The sequence below is a fragment of the Pseudomonas hygromyciniae genome (assembly GCF_016925675.1).
GTDB classification, from domain to species: Bacteria; Pseudomonadota; Gammaproteobacteria; order Pseudomonadales; family Pseudomonadaceae; genus Aquipseudomonas; species Aquipseudomonas hygromyciniae.
Map to the genome: position 1 here is coordinate 2,399,382 of NZ_CP070506.1, position 14,757 is coordinate 2,414,138.

The following is a 14,757-nucleotide window of genomic DNA, read 5'->3' on the forward strand; positions in this document are numbered from 1 at the left end:
TCACTAGATATAGCGTTGATAGGATAAAGTCGGCGCTTTCAGGACGAAACGTCAGGTAACCAGTATGGCGCGGTTTTTACGGCAATCGGCCTTGGGGCTGTTGGTCATGGTGTTCGCTGCGCTGGCCTTGGCGCAAACGGCGCCGTCGCCATGGGGGAACGTGGCGCTGAACCAGCGGGTGATCGACCTGACCCACACCCTGGATACCTCGACCCAGCAGCGCCTGACCGACCAACTCGCGGCGCTGGAGCAACGCAAGGGCGCGCAGATCGGCGTAATGCTGCTGCCGACTACGGGGGGACGCCGACCTTGAAACGTTCACCACCGATCTGTTGCGCGCCTGGAAATTGGGGCGCAAGGGCATCGACGACGGTATTTTGCTGCTGGTGATCAAGGATGACCGCAAGGTGCGGATCGAAGTCGGATACGGCTTGGAAGGCGTAGTCACGGACCTGTTGAGCCACCGGATTATCGAGGAGCAACTGACCCCGGCGTTTCGCCAGGGCGATTACGCCGCCGGCGTGCAACACGCGGTGGATGCCCTGAGCGTGTTGGTCGAGGGGGGCGACTTGCCAGCGGTGGACGAGTCCAGGGAGACGGTAGATGAGGCTGCGGTGTTGCTGGCCCTGATCCTCGGCGCCGTCGGCGGGGTGCTGCTGGCCTCGGGCAAGTTGCATTGGCGACGCGGTCTGATCGCCGCCCTGTTAGTGACCGTGCTGCTGACCGCGCTGGCCGCAATCAATGGCAAGGCCTGGCCGATCTATGTGCTGGCGCTGCCCTTTTGCATGTCGATCAGCGCGGCCATATTCGGCGCGTTGTGGCAGGCCAAGGTGGTGTTTTATTGCGTACTGGCGTTGATGGCTTACAGCATCGGCCTGGGGCTGGTGGATCACTACCTGGCCGAAGTGTCCTTTATGAATTGGCTGGCTTGGCCAATGGCCGCACTGGTGGTGCTGGGCCTGTACTTGATTCTATTCGCGGTGATGAGGGCCGCGTGGAAACACAGCCGGGTGGGGTTTTGCATACAGTCGGTGATGGTGCTGGGAGTGTATGGCGCCGCCGGGTATTTGCTGGAACTGGGGCTTGATGGCTGGTTGTTCGCCTTGCCCATCAGCTCATTCGCGGCGCTGTTCATTTATGGCCAGGGTACGGGCGGATCGGGCACAGGTTCCAGCGACCGCTCAAGCTCCAGTTCCAGTTCCAGCTCAAGCTCCGGTGGCGGGTTTTCCGGTGGCGGTGGCTCCAGCGGTGGCGGCGGGGCTTCGGGGAGTTGGTGAAGCCCGCTGCCGGTTCAGAGCGTCATCACCATCTCATGCCAAGCCATCCCGCCGTGATCTGACGCCGAGGGCTGCACATACTGGTAACCCATGCGTGTGTACAGCGGCACGTGCTGTTCCTTGCACATCAGGTGGATGGTCTCTTTGCCCATCCCGCGCATGCGTTGCACAAAGGCCGTCATCAATTGCGTGGCGTAGCCCTTGCCCTGGTGCGCAGGGTCCACCACTACCGACATGATCACAACATTTGGCGCATCTGCCGCGTGCCCTACCAATTCCTTGAAGGCTTCATCCGACATCACCACGTCATGGGCGCAACCGCCGTTGATAAAGCCCACCACCTGCCCATCCACTTCCAGGATCAGGAAGCCTTGCGGGTACAAGGCGATGCGCGTGGTGATCTTCTCCAGGGTCGCGGCTTCATCACCTTCGTAGGCGCTGATTTCGATCTCATAGCAGCGAGTGGCATCTGCCGGGATGGCGTTGCGTAGGGTGAGGGCGGGCATGGTGGTTCCTGGGCGGTTGAGCGAGGGGCAGCATGATAGCGGGGTAGGGCCGCTGACGAAAATCCCACAAACAAAACCCACCCCTGTAGGAGCCGGCTTGCCGGCGATGGGCATAGGCATCTACACAACTTTCAGAACTCACGAAGTCCCCCGTGGCGAGCGGGCTTGCCCCGCGTTGGGCTGCGAAGCAGCCCCAGTAAGCCGAATGCGGTGTATCAGATACTCCGTAGTGGCTGGTTCTGGGGCTGCTTCGCAGCCCAACGCGGGGCAAGCCCGCTCGCCACAACAGCCTTATCTGCTTGGATTTTGTAGATACCTATGCCCATCGCCGGCAAGTCGGTTCCTACAAGGGCGAGGTGTATTTGACGGCTGCCGCCGCCCGCGATGGCACGTTCAGGCTTCTCAGCAACCCGGACACATGGATACGCACGGTAAACGGCGAAATATCCAGGGCCTTGGCGATTTCCTTGTTGGTCTTGCCTTGGGCGATCAGCCGCAACACTTCCTGCTGGCGCGCAGTCAGGGTGTGGGTGTCCAGGGGCAATAGCCCCGAGGGGGCGAACTTGACCAGCACTTCGCCCTGGCGGATGGCGAGCAGGGCCTGGCCGATCTCTTCGGGGGCGATGTTTTTGCCGATAAAGCCATCGGCGCCGATTGCCATCACCTGTTCGATCAACAGCGGGTCATCGACCATCGACACCACGATCAACGTGGTGCGCCGCAGTTGCTGGCGCAGTTCGCCCAACTGGCTGATGCAAGTCAGCCCGGGGAAGCGCAGGTCGAGGATCAGCGTGTCGACTTCGCCACCGCCCTTGAGCATTTGCAGCACCGTGTCCAGGTCGCCGGCCTGCTCCACGTGAGCCTCGGGCAGCAGGCGTTGCACCGTGCGCAGCATGCCTTCGCGAAACATGGGGTGGTCGTCGGCGATGATGATCCGGCATGTCATGGTGTGCTCCTCCCTGAGGCCAGGTTGTCCTGTGGCGTGCTACTTTACCACTCTGTTCACCGCCTGCCTGCCGGGAGCACCGATTCGACGATGACCGTACAAGGACGTTGCCCATGAAGTTCGTGAAAGACGCCGAACTGGACCAAGCCAACCTGCGTATTGTGGTAGCCGGCTGCGCCATGGTCTACATCGGCCTGCTGGGCTTTTTGCCGGGGCAGTCGGTGGCGCATTATGTGCCGGTGATGATCTATATCGGCCTGTTCCTGCTGGCCTCGATTGTGCTGCGCCAGGTGATCGTGCGCTGGCCCGGGCATTACCCGGCGCGGCGGATTTTCGGGATGATCCACGATTACACCGGCACTTCGTTCGGCCTGGTGGTCGGCGGTGAGGCGGCGTTGCCGCTGTATGCGGTGATGGTCTGGGTCAACCTTGGCAACGGCATGCGCTATGGTTCGCGCTATCTGGCGATTGCCACGGGCCTGGCATTGCTGGCGCTGCTGATCGTGTATCGTCTGACACCACTGTGGCAGGCGCAGCCCTTTATGGTGTTGATGCTGATGATCACCAGCACGGTGATCCCGGTCTACGCCCACCTGCTGCTGGAACGCACGCGCAAGGCGTCCGAAGAGGCCATCGCCGCCAATCTGGAAAAGTCGCGCTTCCTGGCCCAGGCCAGCCATGATTTGCGCCAGCCCATTCACTCCATCGGCCTGTTTACCGCGTGCCTGCGCGAAGCACGCTTGGGCGATGAAGAGCGGCGGCTGGTGGACAATATCGACCGTTCGCTGCTTAACGTCTCGCAATTGTTCCGCTCCATTCTCGACCTCTACACCCTGGACAACGGCCGCTTGCTCCCCAAGTACCAGGTTGTTCACCTGGGTGAGTGGCTGGCTGACTTGCTGCGCCAGAACACCGAAGCCGCGCGTTGGGCCGGGGTAGAACTGCGCCTGCGCCCTTGTGCCCACTGGGTGCAGGTTGATCCGGCACTGTTGGCTACCATGGTGCAGAACGTGCTCTCCAATTGCTTCAAGTACGGCGGCCAGCGCCCGGTGCTGGTCGGCGTGCGCCAGCGCAGCGGTGGGCTGGTGGTGGAGATTCACGACCAGGGACGGGGGATTGCCGAGGAGCATCTGCCCCGGGTCTTCGAGGAGTTCTATCGGGTCCGCCACCTGCGCGACAAAGACGTTGAAGGCGTTGGCCTGGGCTTGTCCATTGTCAAGCGCCTGGGACAGTTGATGGACATGGACGTGGGGCTGCGCTCGCGGGTGGGCCGTGGCACCTCGGTCAGCCTGCGCGGTTTGGCCCTGGCGACCGCACCCCATCAACCTGTGGTGCGCGACGATGCACGCCAGGCGGGGCTGCTGACCGGTTTGAAAGTGTGCCTGGTGGAAGATGACCATAACGTACTGCTGGCCACCCAGGCATTGCTGGAGCGGTGGGGCTGCGAGGTGCAGGCCGAATCGAGCGGGCATAACCTGGTCAGCGATTGCGACATCATCGTCGCCGACTATGACCTGGGCAACCACGCCACCGGTATCGAGTGCATCGACCAACTGCGTGCACAGCGCGGCGTGGCGGTGCCGGCGCTGATTCTGACCGGGCATGATGTGGAGAGGATCCAGGCGGCCCTGCACGACCGGCAGATCGCCATTTTGTCCAAGCCAGTGCGCCCCGCTGAACTACGGGGCACCCTGCGCGAGCTCAGCCAGGGGCCGGTTACTGGTTAAACGGCGTCAACCCGTTACCCCGGGCACCCTTGGGTTGGCAGTAGGCAGCCGGTTTCATCAGGCCGAAGCTGGCCACGGCAAACATCCCACCGCTGGCACCACTGGGCACCGAGCAGTTGTAGTCACCAGAAGCGGTGCTGGCGATGTAATAGGTGGTCATGGAGTCACTGCGGACATTGGAAACACGCTTGACCGGCTCACCCAGATTGGTTTCCGAGAGCGTCTTGAGATGGTCTTCGGTGGGCTTGATATTGCTGCAACCGGCAACGCCGATCATCAGGGCGCCCAGCAGGGCAAGGCGGGTGACAGGGGAGTGCAGTTTCATGGCGCTTCTTCCTTGGGGTTGTTTTGGTTTTTTTCACGCGCAACGATCCCTTGCACGGCGGGTTCGACGTGCTGGCGGGGAGCATTGGGGGTGCTGGCGAATATAGCGCCGGGTGCCTGCGGGGTCGATTAGCACAAGTGTGCTAATGGCACCTTGAGGTCACGGTAAACAGGGTTAATTCAGGGAGATTCGAATGCTACAAATCAGACGCGCCACCGACGACGACGGCCCCATCGCCTTCGAGATCCGCCTGCAAGCGATCCGCAGCCAATGCATCGGTGCCTACACCGCCGAGCAGATGCTGACCTGGACCCGTGGCGCAGCCGAGGACGGTTACACCGCGCTGATGGCCAAGCCGTTCTACCTGGGGTGCGTCGAGGGTGAGCCGGTCGCCACCGGCATGCTCGACCCGGACCATCGGGAAGTCGGTGCGCTGTTTGTACTGCCCGGTTTTATCGGGCGCGGGATTGGCGGGCAGATGCTGGAGCACCTGGAGCAAGTGGCGTTGGCGTTGGGGATTGAGGAGGTGGTGCTGGATGCGACGCTCAATGCCGCGGATTTCTACCGCAGCCGTGGTTATGAAGGCAACGAGCCGTCCATCTATCATTCGCCTACGGGGCTGGACCTGGCGTGTATCCCGATGGTCAAGCGCCTGTCTGCTTGAACGCCGTACGCAGGCGTTCGATCACGGTCGGCACCGAAAGCCCGGCCGCGTCCGGCAGGTCAGCCAACGAGCTGATCGGAGTCTTGGCCCCCAGCATCAAATAACCGGGCAGGTCGGGCCGGCAGGATACCAAAGGCAACCCCCTGTATCCCAGAAATGGGCGCGATCTGTGTCTTTCGACGGGCGTGTCTTGTGGGTACCGTCATGCCCTTTGCTCTAACGCTGAGGCAATCATGGATCTACTGGCTACCCCTTTTGGCACCACCGACTGGTCGACCGTCGAAGCGCAGTTGCACCCTGGCGAAACCGGCAGCGCCCTATGGCGCACCTGCCATTTCGGCACCACCCGCGTGCGCATGGTGGAATACAGCCCTGGCTACCTGGCGGACCACTGGTGCTGGCGCGGGCATGTGTTGTTATGCCTGGAGGGGAGCTGCAGACGGAACTGGAGGATGGTCGCCAGTTCACCCTGACGGCGGGGATGAGTTATCAGGTGGGCAATGACAGGGACGGACACCGGTCAAGCACAGCCACCGGGGCCAAGCTGTTTATTGTGGATTGATCAGTCGTACCTCTGCCCAAATGCATCCACCGTGGGGTTTTCAGAGTTCGGTGCCCCAGCAAAATTGAGGGGGGGCTGGCCACAATTCCCAGCTTCGCTGATCCCCCCCTGTAGGAGCGGGCTTGCCCGCGAAAGCGGTGGTTCAGTCACTTCATGGCTGGCAGGTGTACCGCTATCGCAGGCAAGCCAGCTCCCACAGTTGATAGGTGGTGCGGCCACAATTCCCAGCTTCGTTGATATCCCCCTGTGGGAGCGGGCTTGCTCGCGAAAGCGGTGGTTCAGTCAATTCATGGGTGGCAGGTCTACCGCTATCGCAGGCAAGCCAGCTCCCACAGTTGATTGGGGGGCGGCCAATACTCTGTGGCCAGCAACGCCCCCCTTGTGGGAGCAGGATCAATGGTTCATGTGATGGCCGTCAGCACTGCCCAGGCTGCGGGCCGGGGCCTGGATCTGGATGTCCTGCTTCTGGCCCTTGGCATCTTCCACGGTCAGGGTCAGCGGCACCTGGTCGCCTTCCTTGATCTGGCCCTTCAGGCCCATCAGCATCACGTGATAGCCCTCAGGGTCGAGTTTTACCGCCAGGCCGGCTGGCAGTGCCACGGAGTCCACCGGGCCCATGCGCATGACATCATCCTTCATGCTCATCTCATGAATCTGCACATCCTTGGCCACCGGCGACTTGACGCTCAGCAGCTTGCTGTCGCTGTCGGCGGTGAGGGTCATGAACGCACCGCTCGAATGCTGCCCGGCCACGGTGGCGCGGGCCCAGGCGTCGCTGACCACGACTTGTGCGCTGGCGTGGGCGGCGAGGCCCAGCAGGGAAAGACCGAGGGCGATGCGCTTGAGGGTGTGGACAGCAGTCATTAGCAGACCTCCATGACGGTGAGCAGGTCTTCTGCGCACTCTTTGGCGTTAAGGGATGCCGACAGGCCCAGGCGCAGGTTGCCGCGGGTGTCGAACACAAAGCTGGTGGCGGTGTGGGACAGGGTGTAGGTATCGCCGGCGGGGATCTTTTCATAAAAAATCCCGAACTCCTTGGCGGCCACGGCGATTTCTTCCGGGGTGCCATAGAGCGCTTCGAAGCTGGGGTCGAAGGCTTTGACGTACGCATCAAGCACCTGAGGTGTGTCGCGTTCCGGGTCCAGGGTGATAAAGATCACCTGCATGATTTCGCCGTCGCGGCCCATCAGCTTCTTGGCCTGGGCCATGCGCGCCAGGGTGGTGGGGCACACCGCCGGGCACTGGGTGAAACCGAAGAACACCACCGGCATCAAGCCGCGGAATGAACTCAGGGTGACGGTTTCGCCGGCCGTGTTCTTAAGCTTGAACGTGCGGCCCATGATCTTGTTGCTCAAGTCCTTGCCGTACTTGAAGTTCAGCTTGGGGCTGGTGTCGCAGCCGCTCAGCAGACCCAGGCCCAGCAGGCCCATACCGGTGAGGACCTTGCGGCGGGTGAATAACGTACTCATGAAATGGGCGTCCCGTGAAGCGTCTGACGGCTGCGCATAACAGGTCAGTCAGGCTTTGAAAAGCGGTGAACAGGAAGGCTGGGTAGTCTACCGACCTTGATCGCGCTTGATAATCTGCGACGTTCTGCCACAGGGGCGGTGGCCACCTTATCAGCCAGGGCGCTGATTGAGTCTGTGGCACACTGTCGCAGACACTGGCAAAGGCCCGCCGCACAAGGCTTGGGGCAAATGTTTCAACGATTATCAAGGCCCTTGACCCGCATCAAGGCAACGCACGTCCGCGGTGGGCACAGTCACGGTACAAGCACCGTGAGGTTCTGATGCTCTATCTCCTATTCCTGCTGGCCCATCTATTCGCCGCGCTGATATTCATCGGTACGGTGTTCTTTGAAGTATTGATCCTCGCCAGTGTGCACAAGCAACTGCCGGCCCGCGTCATGCTGCTGGTGGAGCAGGGCATCGGCCGCCGTGCCAGGGCCTTGATGCCGTGGGTGCTACTGGTGCTGTTTGGCGCCGGCATCGGCATGGTCTGGTTGCGTTACCTGCCGGTGCTGGCGGCGCCGTCCAGCTCGGCATTCGGCGCGTTGCTGACTCTCAAGCTGATCCTTGCCGCCAGCGTGCTGATGCATTTTTTGCTGACCGTCTGGTTGATGCGCCGTGGGCGGGTCAGCGCGGCCTACCTGCGCTTTGTCCATCTGAGCCTGTTCTGCCATATGGTCGCCATTGTGTTGCTGGCCAAGAGCATGTTCTACATCACGTGGTAAACGTCGGCGCTTGATGCATATCAAGGTGCGCTGTCCGGTCGCACCGCACAATGATCCACCGTAGCCAGACCCGGAGGCCGTCATGCTCACTGTCATTCATCCCGCCCGCGAGTGGCGCTTGCGCCGTGACCAAAGCGTGCTGGACCAGGGCCAGGTCGACATCGGCAAATTTCATACGGGCATCGGTTCCCTTGACTTGCTGCGCGCCCTGCGCAGCAGCCGCCAGCGGCAACGGCCCCTGGCGCTTAACCTGCAGTGGCCGGCGGGCCTGGTGGCGGATACCTACCTCGGCGCGCTGGAACAGGAAATCCACCTGGTTGGTTGCCACGTGGGCGGCCGGCAACCAGTGGATCAATTCCATCTGGGCGGCGCCACCCCGGCCATTGCCGACCTGCAACGCTTGATGGCGCACCTGCGCAGTCGCCTGCACTTTCTTGATCACGACCAAGGTGACTACAGCCTCGACCTCGACCCGTTGCACACGGACTGGGCAACCATGGGTCTGTTGCGCGACCTGGGGTTCAATCACATCAATATCGGTGTGCCGGATGCCAGTGCCGAGGCCACGCCGTCGGTGGCCGGTTATCAGGATCCGGCGCCGATCCAGTCGCTGATCGACGCGGCGCGCACCTTCGGCTTTCGCTCGGTGAATGTTGACCTGGGCTACGGCCACGCCTGGCAGACTTGCGACAGTTTTGAAGCCAAGTTGGCCAGCCTGATCGCCCTGGAACCGGACCGCCTGCAAGTCTTCGATTATGCCCGGGCCCCACGGCGCTACCAGCAGCAGCCACGGCGTGTGCTGTCGTCGAATGCCGACAAATGTGGCATGCGCCGCATCGCTTTCCAGCGCCTGGAAGATGCCGGTTATCACTACATCGGCCTGGGACAGTTCGTGCGCCCCGACGACGACCTGGCGCTGGCCCAGGAGCGCGGGCACCTGAGCCGCAATTGCCAGGGTTTTACCCGTCACGGCTACTGCGACCATATCGGTTTTGGCCTGGGCGCCATCAGCCAGCTCGACACCCTGTATGCGCAAAACACCGAAGACCTGGCGCGCTATCGCCAGCATTTGGACAGCGACCTGCTGCCCACCGCCCGTGGCTGGCGTTGCGAGGCCGGCGACCAGATCCGCCAGCACGTCATGGAGCGCCTGGCCTGTGACCTGGAGTTGGATATCCAGGCCCCTGGAGCGCCGCTATGGGGTAATTTTTTCCCTGCTACTTCTCGGCGATCTGGCCACTGCTGGAGCATTTGCATCAGGACGGCCTGATCGATCTGTCCGAGCGTTTCCTCTGTGTACTGCCCGCTGGCCGGCACCGGGTCGAAGCCCTCTGTGCGCTGTTTGACCGGGCAGGCAGCGCCGTCCCCCCTTGCTCCAACGATGAGACCATCGACCATGAAAGCGTTTGAGTTCAACCGGGCCCTGGTGCAGAAATACGACCGCCCGGGGCCGCGCTACACCTCGTACCCGACGGCGCCGCAGTTTCACGCAGCCTTCGCTTTGGACGATTACCAGCAGGCGGTCGCCGCCAGCAACCACGCGGTGACGCCCAAGGCGTTGTCGGTGTACATCCATATCCCGTTCTGCCAAAGCCTTTGCTACTACTGCGGCTGCCACAAGATCATCACGCGCAAGACCCACCGCGCCGTAGAGTACCTGAGCTACCTCAAGCGCGAAATCCAGATGCAGGCGGCGCTGTTCGACCGTGCGCGGCCACTGACCCAGTTGCACTTGGGGGGCGGCACGCCGACCTACCTCGACGATGGGCAACTGGCCGAATTGATGGACTGCCTGGCCCAAGGCTTCAGCCTGGATAGCAGCGATCGCCACGAGTTTTCCATTGAGGTGGACCCGCGCACCATCAGCGTCGAGCGGATCCACAACCTGCGCGGGCTGGGCTTCAATCGCCTGAGTTTTGGCGTGCAGGATTTTGATACCGATGTGCAGGCGGCAGTCAATCGTGTGCAGAGCGAAGAGCAGATCGTGCAACTGGTCTCGGCGGCGCGTGAGGCGCAGTTCAAGTCGATCAGTGTGGATCTGATTTACGGCCTGCCGTTGCAGACTGTGGCCAGTTTCGACGTGACCCTGGGCAAGCTGATTGCCTTGCGCCCGGACCGCGTGGCGGCGTACAGCTATGCGCACCTGCCGACACAAATCCGCGCCCAGCGCATGATCCGCCCCGAAGACATGCCCCCCCCCGAGCGCAAGCTGGAACTGCTGGAGCTGACTATTCGCCGGCTGACCGAGGCGGGGTATGTGTATATCGGCATGGATCACTTTGCCTTGCCCGACGACGAACTGGCCCTGGCCCGGGCCAATGGCACCTTGCAGCGCAATTTCCAGGGCTATTCGACCCATGCCGATTGCGACCTGATCGGGCTGGGCGTCTCGGCCATCGGTAAGGTGGGTGACAGCTACAGCCAGAGCGTCAAGGAGTTGTCCCAGTACTACGCACGTATCGACGCCGGGTTGTTGCCGGTGCAGCGCGGCTACCGCCTGAACGCCGATGACGTGCTGCGCCGCGACGTGATCAACGGCCTGATGTGCCATGGGCGCATTGACTTTGCCGGGGTCGAGGCCGGGCATGCGATCCGCTTTACCGAATACTTCGCCCAGGCGTTGTCGCGGTTGGATGAGCAAGTGGCGGATGGCTTGCTGCATATCCAGGACGATGCCGTGCAGTTGCTGCCCCAGGGGCAGTTGATGGTGCGCAGCGTGGCGATGGCGTTCGATGCGTACTTGGGTGGGCAGCAGAAGGGGCAGTTTTCTCGTACGGTCTAATCACTCAGCACCCTCCTGTAGCGAGCGTGCTTGTTGTGGCGAGGGGGCTTGTCCCCCGCTGGGCTGCGCAGCAGCCCCAATAAGACCGCCGCTTTTTATCAGGCAGACCGCAGCGCCTGGGTTTAGGGCTGCTGCGCAGCCCAGCGGGGGACAAGCCCCCTCACCACAAAAAGCCCCTTCACCACAGGTCAGGTATAGGCGCTGTTAGTGCGCTCTATCTCTTCGACCAGCTTATCGATCCCTTCCAGCCGTGCGCGGTTGTCGTGATCCCACGGATGAAACCCCGGCTTGAAGTAATGCAGCCACGGCCGCGCCATGCGCGGGAATACGCCCTTGGGCCCGTAGAGAAACTTCAGCATCCGCCAGAACCCTTTCAGGTGCCCGCCCGCGCGGCGGTCGGCGATCAGCAGGCGCAGGTGGAAATCAAATACCACCAGCCAGAAAAACACCGTGGTAAACAGCATGGTTCCAGTGCGTAGCAGGTAACGCTTGGGCCCCGGTTTGATCACGCGGTTCCACACATCAAAGGCCACGGCCTTGTGCTCCGTTTCCTCAAGGGCGTGCCAATACCACATCTGTTGATACCCCTTGAGCGAATCACCGAAACGCGTGGGGTCGCTGAGCAGGATTTCCGCGAGCATCGCCGTGTAGTGTTCCAGGGCGATGGTCACTGCCAGGTTGAAGGACGGCGGCAAGTGCTTCTTTTGCAGGTCGAGGATGAATTTCAACCGCCGGTCAAGCAGATGGGCCGGCAACCCGGCAGCTTGCAGCAGCTCGTTATAGGCCACGTGTTCACGGCTGTGCATGGCTTCCTGGCCGATAAAACCCTGGATCTCCTTCTTTAACGCCGGATCGTCGATGCGCTGGCGATAGTGGCGCACGCTGTCCATGAAGAACAGTTCGCCCTGGGGAAACAGCAGTGACAGGGCATTGAAAAAATGTGTGATGAAAGGGCCTTGCTCGTGCCAGTCCTTGATGCGTTCGGCGGGCAGGGCAAAATGCAGGTCGCGGCGAATGGGCAGCATTATGGCGACTCCTGTTCAGTGATGGGGTTGGGCAGCGGGGCCTTGCGCTTTTTCGGTGCCATGCGCCGGCTGGCGAACACCACCAGCGCCTGATACGCCGCCGGCAGCCAGCGTGCGAGCAAGTCCAGGGCATAGGCATCGCGGCCGATCAATACGCGGCGTTTGTTTTTGCGTACGCCGTGCAGGATCACCTTGGCAGCCTGGTCGGCGTCGGTGATAAACAGCTTCTCGAAGTCGGCGCGGGCTTGTTGTTCGCTATGGATCAGGAACCCGGTCATGTTCGCGTCGATCCGGCTGCTGCGGCAGATATCGGTACGGATCCCACCAGGATGCACACAGGTGGCCGAGACGCCGCTGCGTTGCAAATCCAACTCCTGGCGCAGGGCCTCGGTGAAGCCGCGCACCGCGAACTTGGTGGCGTTGTAGCCGCTCATGCCAGGCTGGGCGAACAGGCCGAAGACGCTGGACGTGTTGACCACATGTCCGTCGCCGCTGGCCTTGAGGTACGGCAGGAACGCCTTGGTGCCGTAGACCACACCCCAGAAGTTGATGCCGACGATCCATTCCAGGTCGGTGTAGTCCACCCCTTCCACGGTGCTCGACAGGGCCACCCCGGCATTGTTGAAAATCAGGTTGACCTGGCCGTGCTCCGCCGCACAACTGGCCGCCCAATCCTCCATGGCCTGGCGGTCGGCAACGTCCAGCTCGCGAAAGGTCACGCGCACTGGCGCCAGGGTGGCGTGCTGGATCAATTCCACGGTTTGTTGCAGGCCCGCCAGGTTCTTGTCCGCCAGCGCCAGGTGGCAACCTTCGCGCGCCAGGGCCAGGGCCAGGGCACGCCCCATGCCGGACGCGGCACCGGTGATGGCCGCCACACGGCCATTGAATGACTTCATGACAGGCTTCCTTCTGCAGTGGCGTGAGGCTGCGCGAGGGGACGCGGCGCAGTGCCGGTCACCAGCGGCGTGACCTGATAGTCGCCCAGGGCGAACTGGCGGGTGACCTGTTTGAAGCGCCAGGTCGAACCGGGCCACAACGTGGTGTTTTTGCCGGTGCGCGGGTCGAGGTACCAACTGCGGCAGCCACCGGTGTTCCAGATGGTGCGCTGGAGCTTTTGCTGGATCTGCTGGTTGTAGGCGCTTTCCACCGCCGGCTTGACGTCCACTGTGGCAATTTGTTGGCGGCGCATCTGTTGCAGGGCATCGAGGATGTAGGTGACTTGCGCCTCGATCATCAGAATCATCGAGTTGTGGCCCAGCCCGGTGTTGGGCCCGACGATCAGGAACAGGTTCGGATAACCCGGCACGGTGGTGCCCTTGTACGCATGGGCGCCCTCGCGCCAGGTGTCCATCAGGTCGATGCCATCGCGCCCGATGATGCAGTCGCGGGGCAGGGGATCGCTGGCCTGGAACCCGGTGCCGAAGATCAGGCAGTCAGCCGGGTGCTTGATGCCATCGGCGGTGACGACCCCGTCGGCTTCGATCCGCAGCACGTTGTCGGTGACCACCTCGACATTGCTGCGCGACAGCGCCGGGTAGTAGTCATTGGAAATCAGCACGCGCTTGCAGCCAATGGTGTAGTCCGGCCGCAGGATCTTGCGCAGGGAAGGGCGCGCCACTTGTTTGTGCAGATGGCGCAGGGCGATTTTCTGCACCATTTTCATCAGCCTCGGGTGCAGCGCAAACCCAACCACCCGACCTTCCAAGGCCCAGTAAAAGGTCCCGCGCACCAGGCGTTGGGTAAACGGCAAGTGTTTGAAAGCCCAGCGTTCGACCCGTGAAATGGGGCGGTCCGGCTTGGGCATGATCCACGGCGGGGTGCGCTGGAACAGGTCCAGGTGCGCCACCTGCGGGGCGATCTGCGGCACGAACTGGATGGCGCTGGCGCCCGTGCCAATAACGGCCACGCGCTTGCCCTTCAACGAATAGTCGTGGTCCCACTGCTGGGAGTGAAAGCGCTTGCCCTTGAAGCTGTCCAACCCCGCGATATCCGGCAGCGCCGGGCGCGACAGGCCGCCCATCCCCGACACCAGCACCCGCGCACTGACGTGGCGGCCATTGCTGAACTGCAATTGCCAGCGTTGCAGTTGCTCATCGAACACCGCCCGTTTCAGGCCCATGCCAAAACGCAGGTACGGCGCCAGCTCGAAGCGCTGTGCACAGTGTTCCAGGTAGGCGCGGATTTCCGCCTGGGGGGCGAACTGGCGGGTCCAGTGTGGGTTGGGCGCAAACGAAAACGAATAGACATGGGATTGCACATCACAGGCGCAGCCAGGGTAGTGGTTGTCGCGCCAGGTACCGCCCAGGGAATCAGCCTGTTCGGCGATGAAGAAGTCGTCGAGCCCGGCTTGTTTGAGTTTGATCGCCATGCACAGGCCGGCAAAGCCTGAGCCAATGATCGCGATATCCACACAATCTGCCGGGCCGCTCGGCTGGGTAGAGGCATTCATAGGGTGTCCCTCGTGGGCTGTGGGCGCCTTACGGGTTTTTGACATCGGATGTGCTCCTTTTTTGTTTTTTGGCTTTTAGATAGAACACCATTGCAAAGAAAAAATTGTATTTATTATTTTAAAAAAGATTTTAAATAATCTACCTGAAAAATATCGCCTACGCTAGAACCTTGTCTTTTATGTGCGATTTGTCCGACGGACGAGCCTTTACGCACGCAGTTGAAGTCCAGGGTGTGGACGATGGCTGAGGTCCTGACCAAT

The 14,757-nt window shown here is 61.9% G+C and carries 13 protein-coding genes and 3 pseudogenes; 7 read left to right on the forward strand and 9 right to left on the reverse strand.

Translation table 11 applies throughout. The annotated features are described in order from the left end of the window. Positions 1-64 precede the first annotated feature (64 nt). Positions 65-1,277, forward strand: a pseudogene (locus tag JTY93_RS10520) (TPM domain-containing protein). A gap of 14 nt (positions 1,278-1,291) precedes the next feature. On the opposite strand, the gene JTY93_RS10525 reads toward JTY93_RS10520, so the two are convergent. Both JTY93_RS10525 and JTY93_RS10530 read right to left on the reverse strand, forming a co-directional pair. Then, positions 1,292-1,783 (reverse strand): GNAT family N-acetyltransferase, encoded by a 492-nt coding sequence (locus JTY93_RS10525; RefSeq protein ID WP_205478898.1) that lies wholly within the window; start codon positions 1,781-1,783, stop codon positions 1,292-1,294. Between the two features lie 343 nt (positions 1,784-2,126). Continuing rightward, on the reverse strand, positions 2,127-2,729 hold the full coding sequence (locus JTY93_RS10530; RefSeq protein ID WP_205478900.1) for a LuxR C-terminal-related transcriptional regulator: 603 nt from the start codon (positions 2,727-2,729) through the stop codon (positions 2,127-2,129). Between the two features lie 113 nt (positions 2,730-2,842). On the opposite strand from JTY93_RS10530, the gene JTY93_RS10535 reads away from it, so the two are divergent. Continuing rightward, complete coding sequence (locus tag JTY93_RS10535; protein ID WP_205478902.1) at positions 2,843-4,456, forward strand: ATP-binding response regulator; 1,614 nt, start codon at positions 2,843-2,845, stop codon at positions 4,454-4,456. On the opposite strand, the gene JTY93_RS10540 is transcribed toward JTY93_RS10535, so the two are convergent. Further along, positions 4,446-4,781 carry a hypothetical protein gene (locus JTY93_RS10540; protein WP_169996354.1) on the reverse strand — a complete coding sequence of 112 codons (336 nt, stop codon included), beginning with the start codon at positions 4,779-4,781 and terminating at the stop codon, positions 4,446-4,448. The genes JTY93_RS10535 and JTY93_RS10540 overlap by 11 nt on opposite strands. A 193-nt stretch (positions 4,782-4,974) precedes the next feature. Here JTY93_RS10540 and JTY93_RS10545 point away from each other — a divergent pair, with 193 nt between their 5' ends. Then, positions 4,975-5,445, forward strand: a complete 471-nt coding sequence (locus JTY93_RS10545; protein WP_205478904.1) for a GNAT family N-acetyltransferase — start codon at positions 4,975-4,977, stop codon at positions 5,443-5,445. Here the strand turns inward: JTY93_RS10545 and JTY93_RS10550 are convergent. Then, on the reverse strand, positions 5,426-5,584 hold the full coding sequence (locus tag JTY93_RS10550; RefSeq protein WP_205478913.1) for a hypothetical protein: 159 nt from the start codon (positions 5,582-5,584) through the stop codon (positions 5,426-5,428). The genes JTY93_RS10545 and JTY93_RS10550 overlap by 20 nt on opposite strands. 94 nt (positions 5,585-5,678) lie before the next feature. On the opposite strand from JTY93_RS10550, the pseudogene JTY93_RS10555 reads away from it, so the two are divergent. Further along, a pseudogene (locus JTY93_RS10555) lies at positions 5,679-6,007 on the forward strand (DHCW motif cupin fold protein). A gap of 393 nt (positions 6,008-6,400) precedes the next feature. Here the strand turns inward: JTY93_RS10555 and JTY93_RS10560 are convergent. Both JTY93_RS10560 and JTY93_RS10565 read right to left on the reverse strand, forming a co-directional pair. Continuing rightward, the gene (locus JTY93_RS10560) at positions 6,401-6,871 is read right to left on the reverse strand and encodes a copper chaperone PCu(A)C (protein WP_205478906.1); all 471 of its coding nucleotides are present in this window, start codon (positions 6,869-6,871) and stop codon (positions 6,401-6,403) included. Further along, positions 6,871-7,476 (reverse strand): SCO family protein, encoded by a 606-nt coding sequence (locus JTY93_RS10565; protein ID WP_169996344.1) that lies wholly within the window; start codon positions 7,474-7,476, stop codon positions 6,871-6,873. The genes JTY93_RS10560 and JTY93_RS10565 overlap by 1 nt, the downstream gene beginning before the upstream one ends. Before the next feature lie 320 nt (positions 7,477-7,796). Here JTY93_RS10565 and JTY93_RS10570 point away from each other — a divergent pair, with 320 nt between their 5' ends. The 3 genes and pseudogenes from JTY93_RS10570 (at position 7,797) to hemN (ending at position 11,022) form a co-directional block, all read left to right on the forward strand. Beyond that, positions 7,797-8,240 (forward strand): CopD family copper resistance protein, encoded by a 444-nt coding sequence (locus JTY93_RS10570; protein ID WP_205478908.1) that lies wholly within the window; start codon positions 7,797-7,799, stop codon positions 8,238-8,240. Positions 8,241-8,322: 82 nt separating this feature from the next. Beyond that, positions 8,323-9,650 (forward strand): annotated as a pseudogene (locus JTY93_RS10575) (oxygen-independent coproporphyrinogen III oxidase). Then, on the forward strand, positions 9,637-11,022 hold the full coding sequence (hemN, locus tag JTY93_RS10580) for an oxygen-independent coproporphyrinogen III oxidase (RefSeq protein WP_240344569.1): 1,386 nt from the start codon (positions 9,637-9,639) through the stop codon (positions 11,020-11,022). Before JTY93_RS10575 ends, hemN begins: the two are co-directional and overlap by 14 nt. A gap of 188 nt (positions 11,023-11,210) precedes the next feature. Here hemN and JTY93_RS10585 read toward each other — a convergent pair whose 3' ends face one another. Genes JTY93_RS10585 through JTY93_RS10595 form a run of 3 tightly spaced genes read right to left on the reverse strand, consistent with a single transcriptional unit; the run spans position 11,211 to position 14,496 of the window. Beyond that, positions 11,211-12,047 (reverse strand): metal-dependent hydrolase, encoded by an 837-nt coding sequence (locus JTY93_RS10585; protein ID WP_205477841.1) that lies wholly within the window; start codon positions 12,045-12,047, stop codon positions 11,211-11,213. After that, entirely contained in the window at positions 12,047-12,943 is an 897-nt protein-coding gene (locus JTY93_RS10590; RefSeq protein WP_205477842.1) for an SDR family NAD(P)-dependent oxidoreductase, read from the reverse strand. The genes JTY93_RS10585 and JTY93_RS10590 overlap by 1 nt, the downstream gene beginning before the upstream one ends. After that, on the reverse strand, positions 12,940-14,496 hold the full coding sequence (locus JTY93_RS10595; RefSeq protein WP_205477843.1) for a flavin-containing monooxygenase: 1,557 nt from the start codon (positions 14,494-14,496) through the stop codon (positions 12,940-12,942). Before JTY93_RS10595 ends, JTY93_RS10590 begins: the two co-directional genes overlap by 4 nt. Positions 14,497-14,757 lie beyond the last annotated feature (261 nt).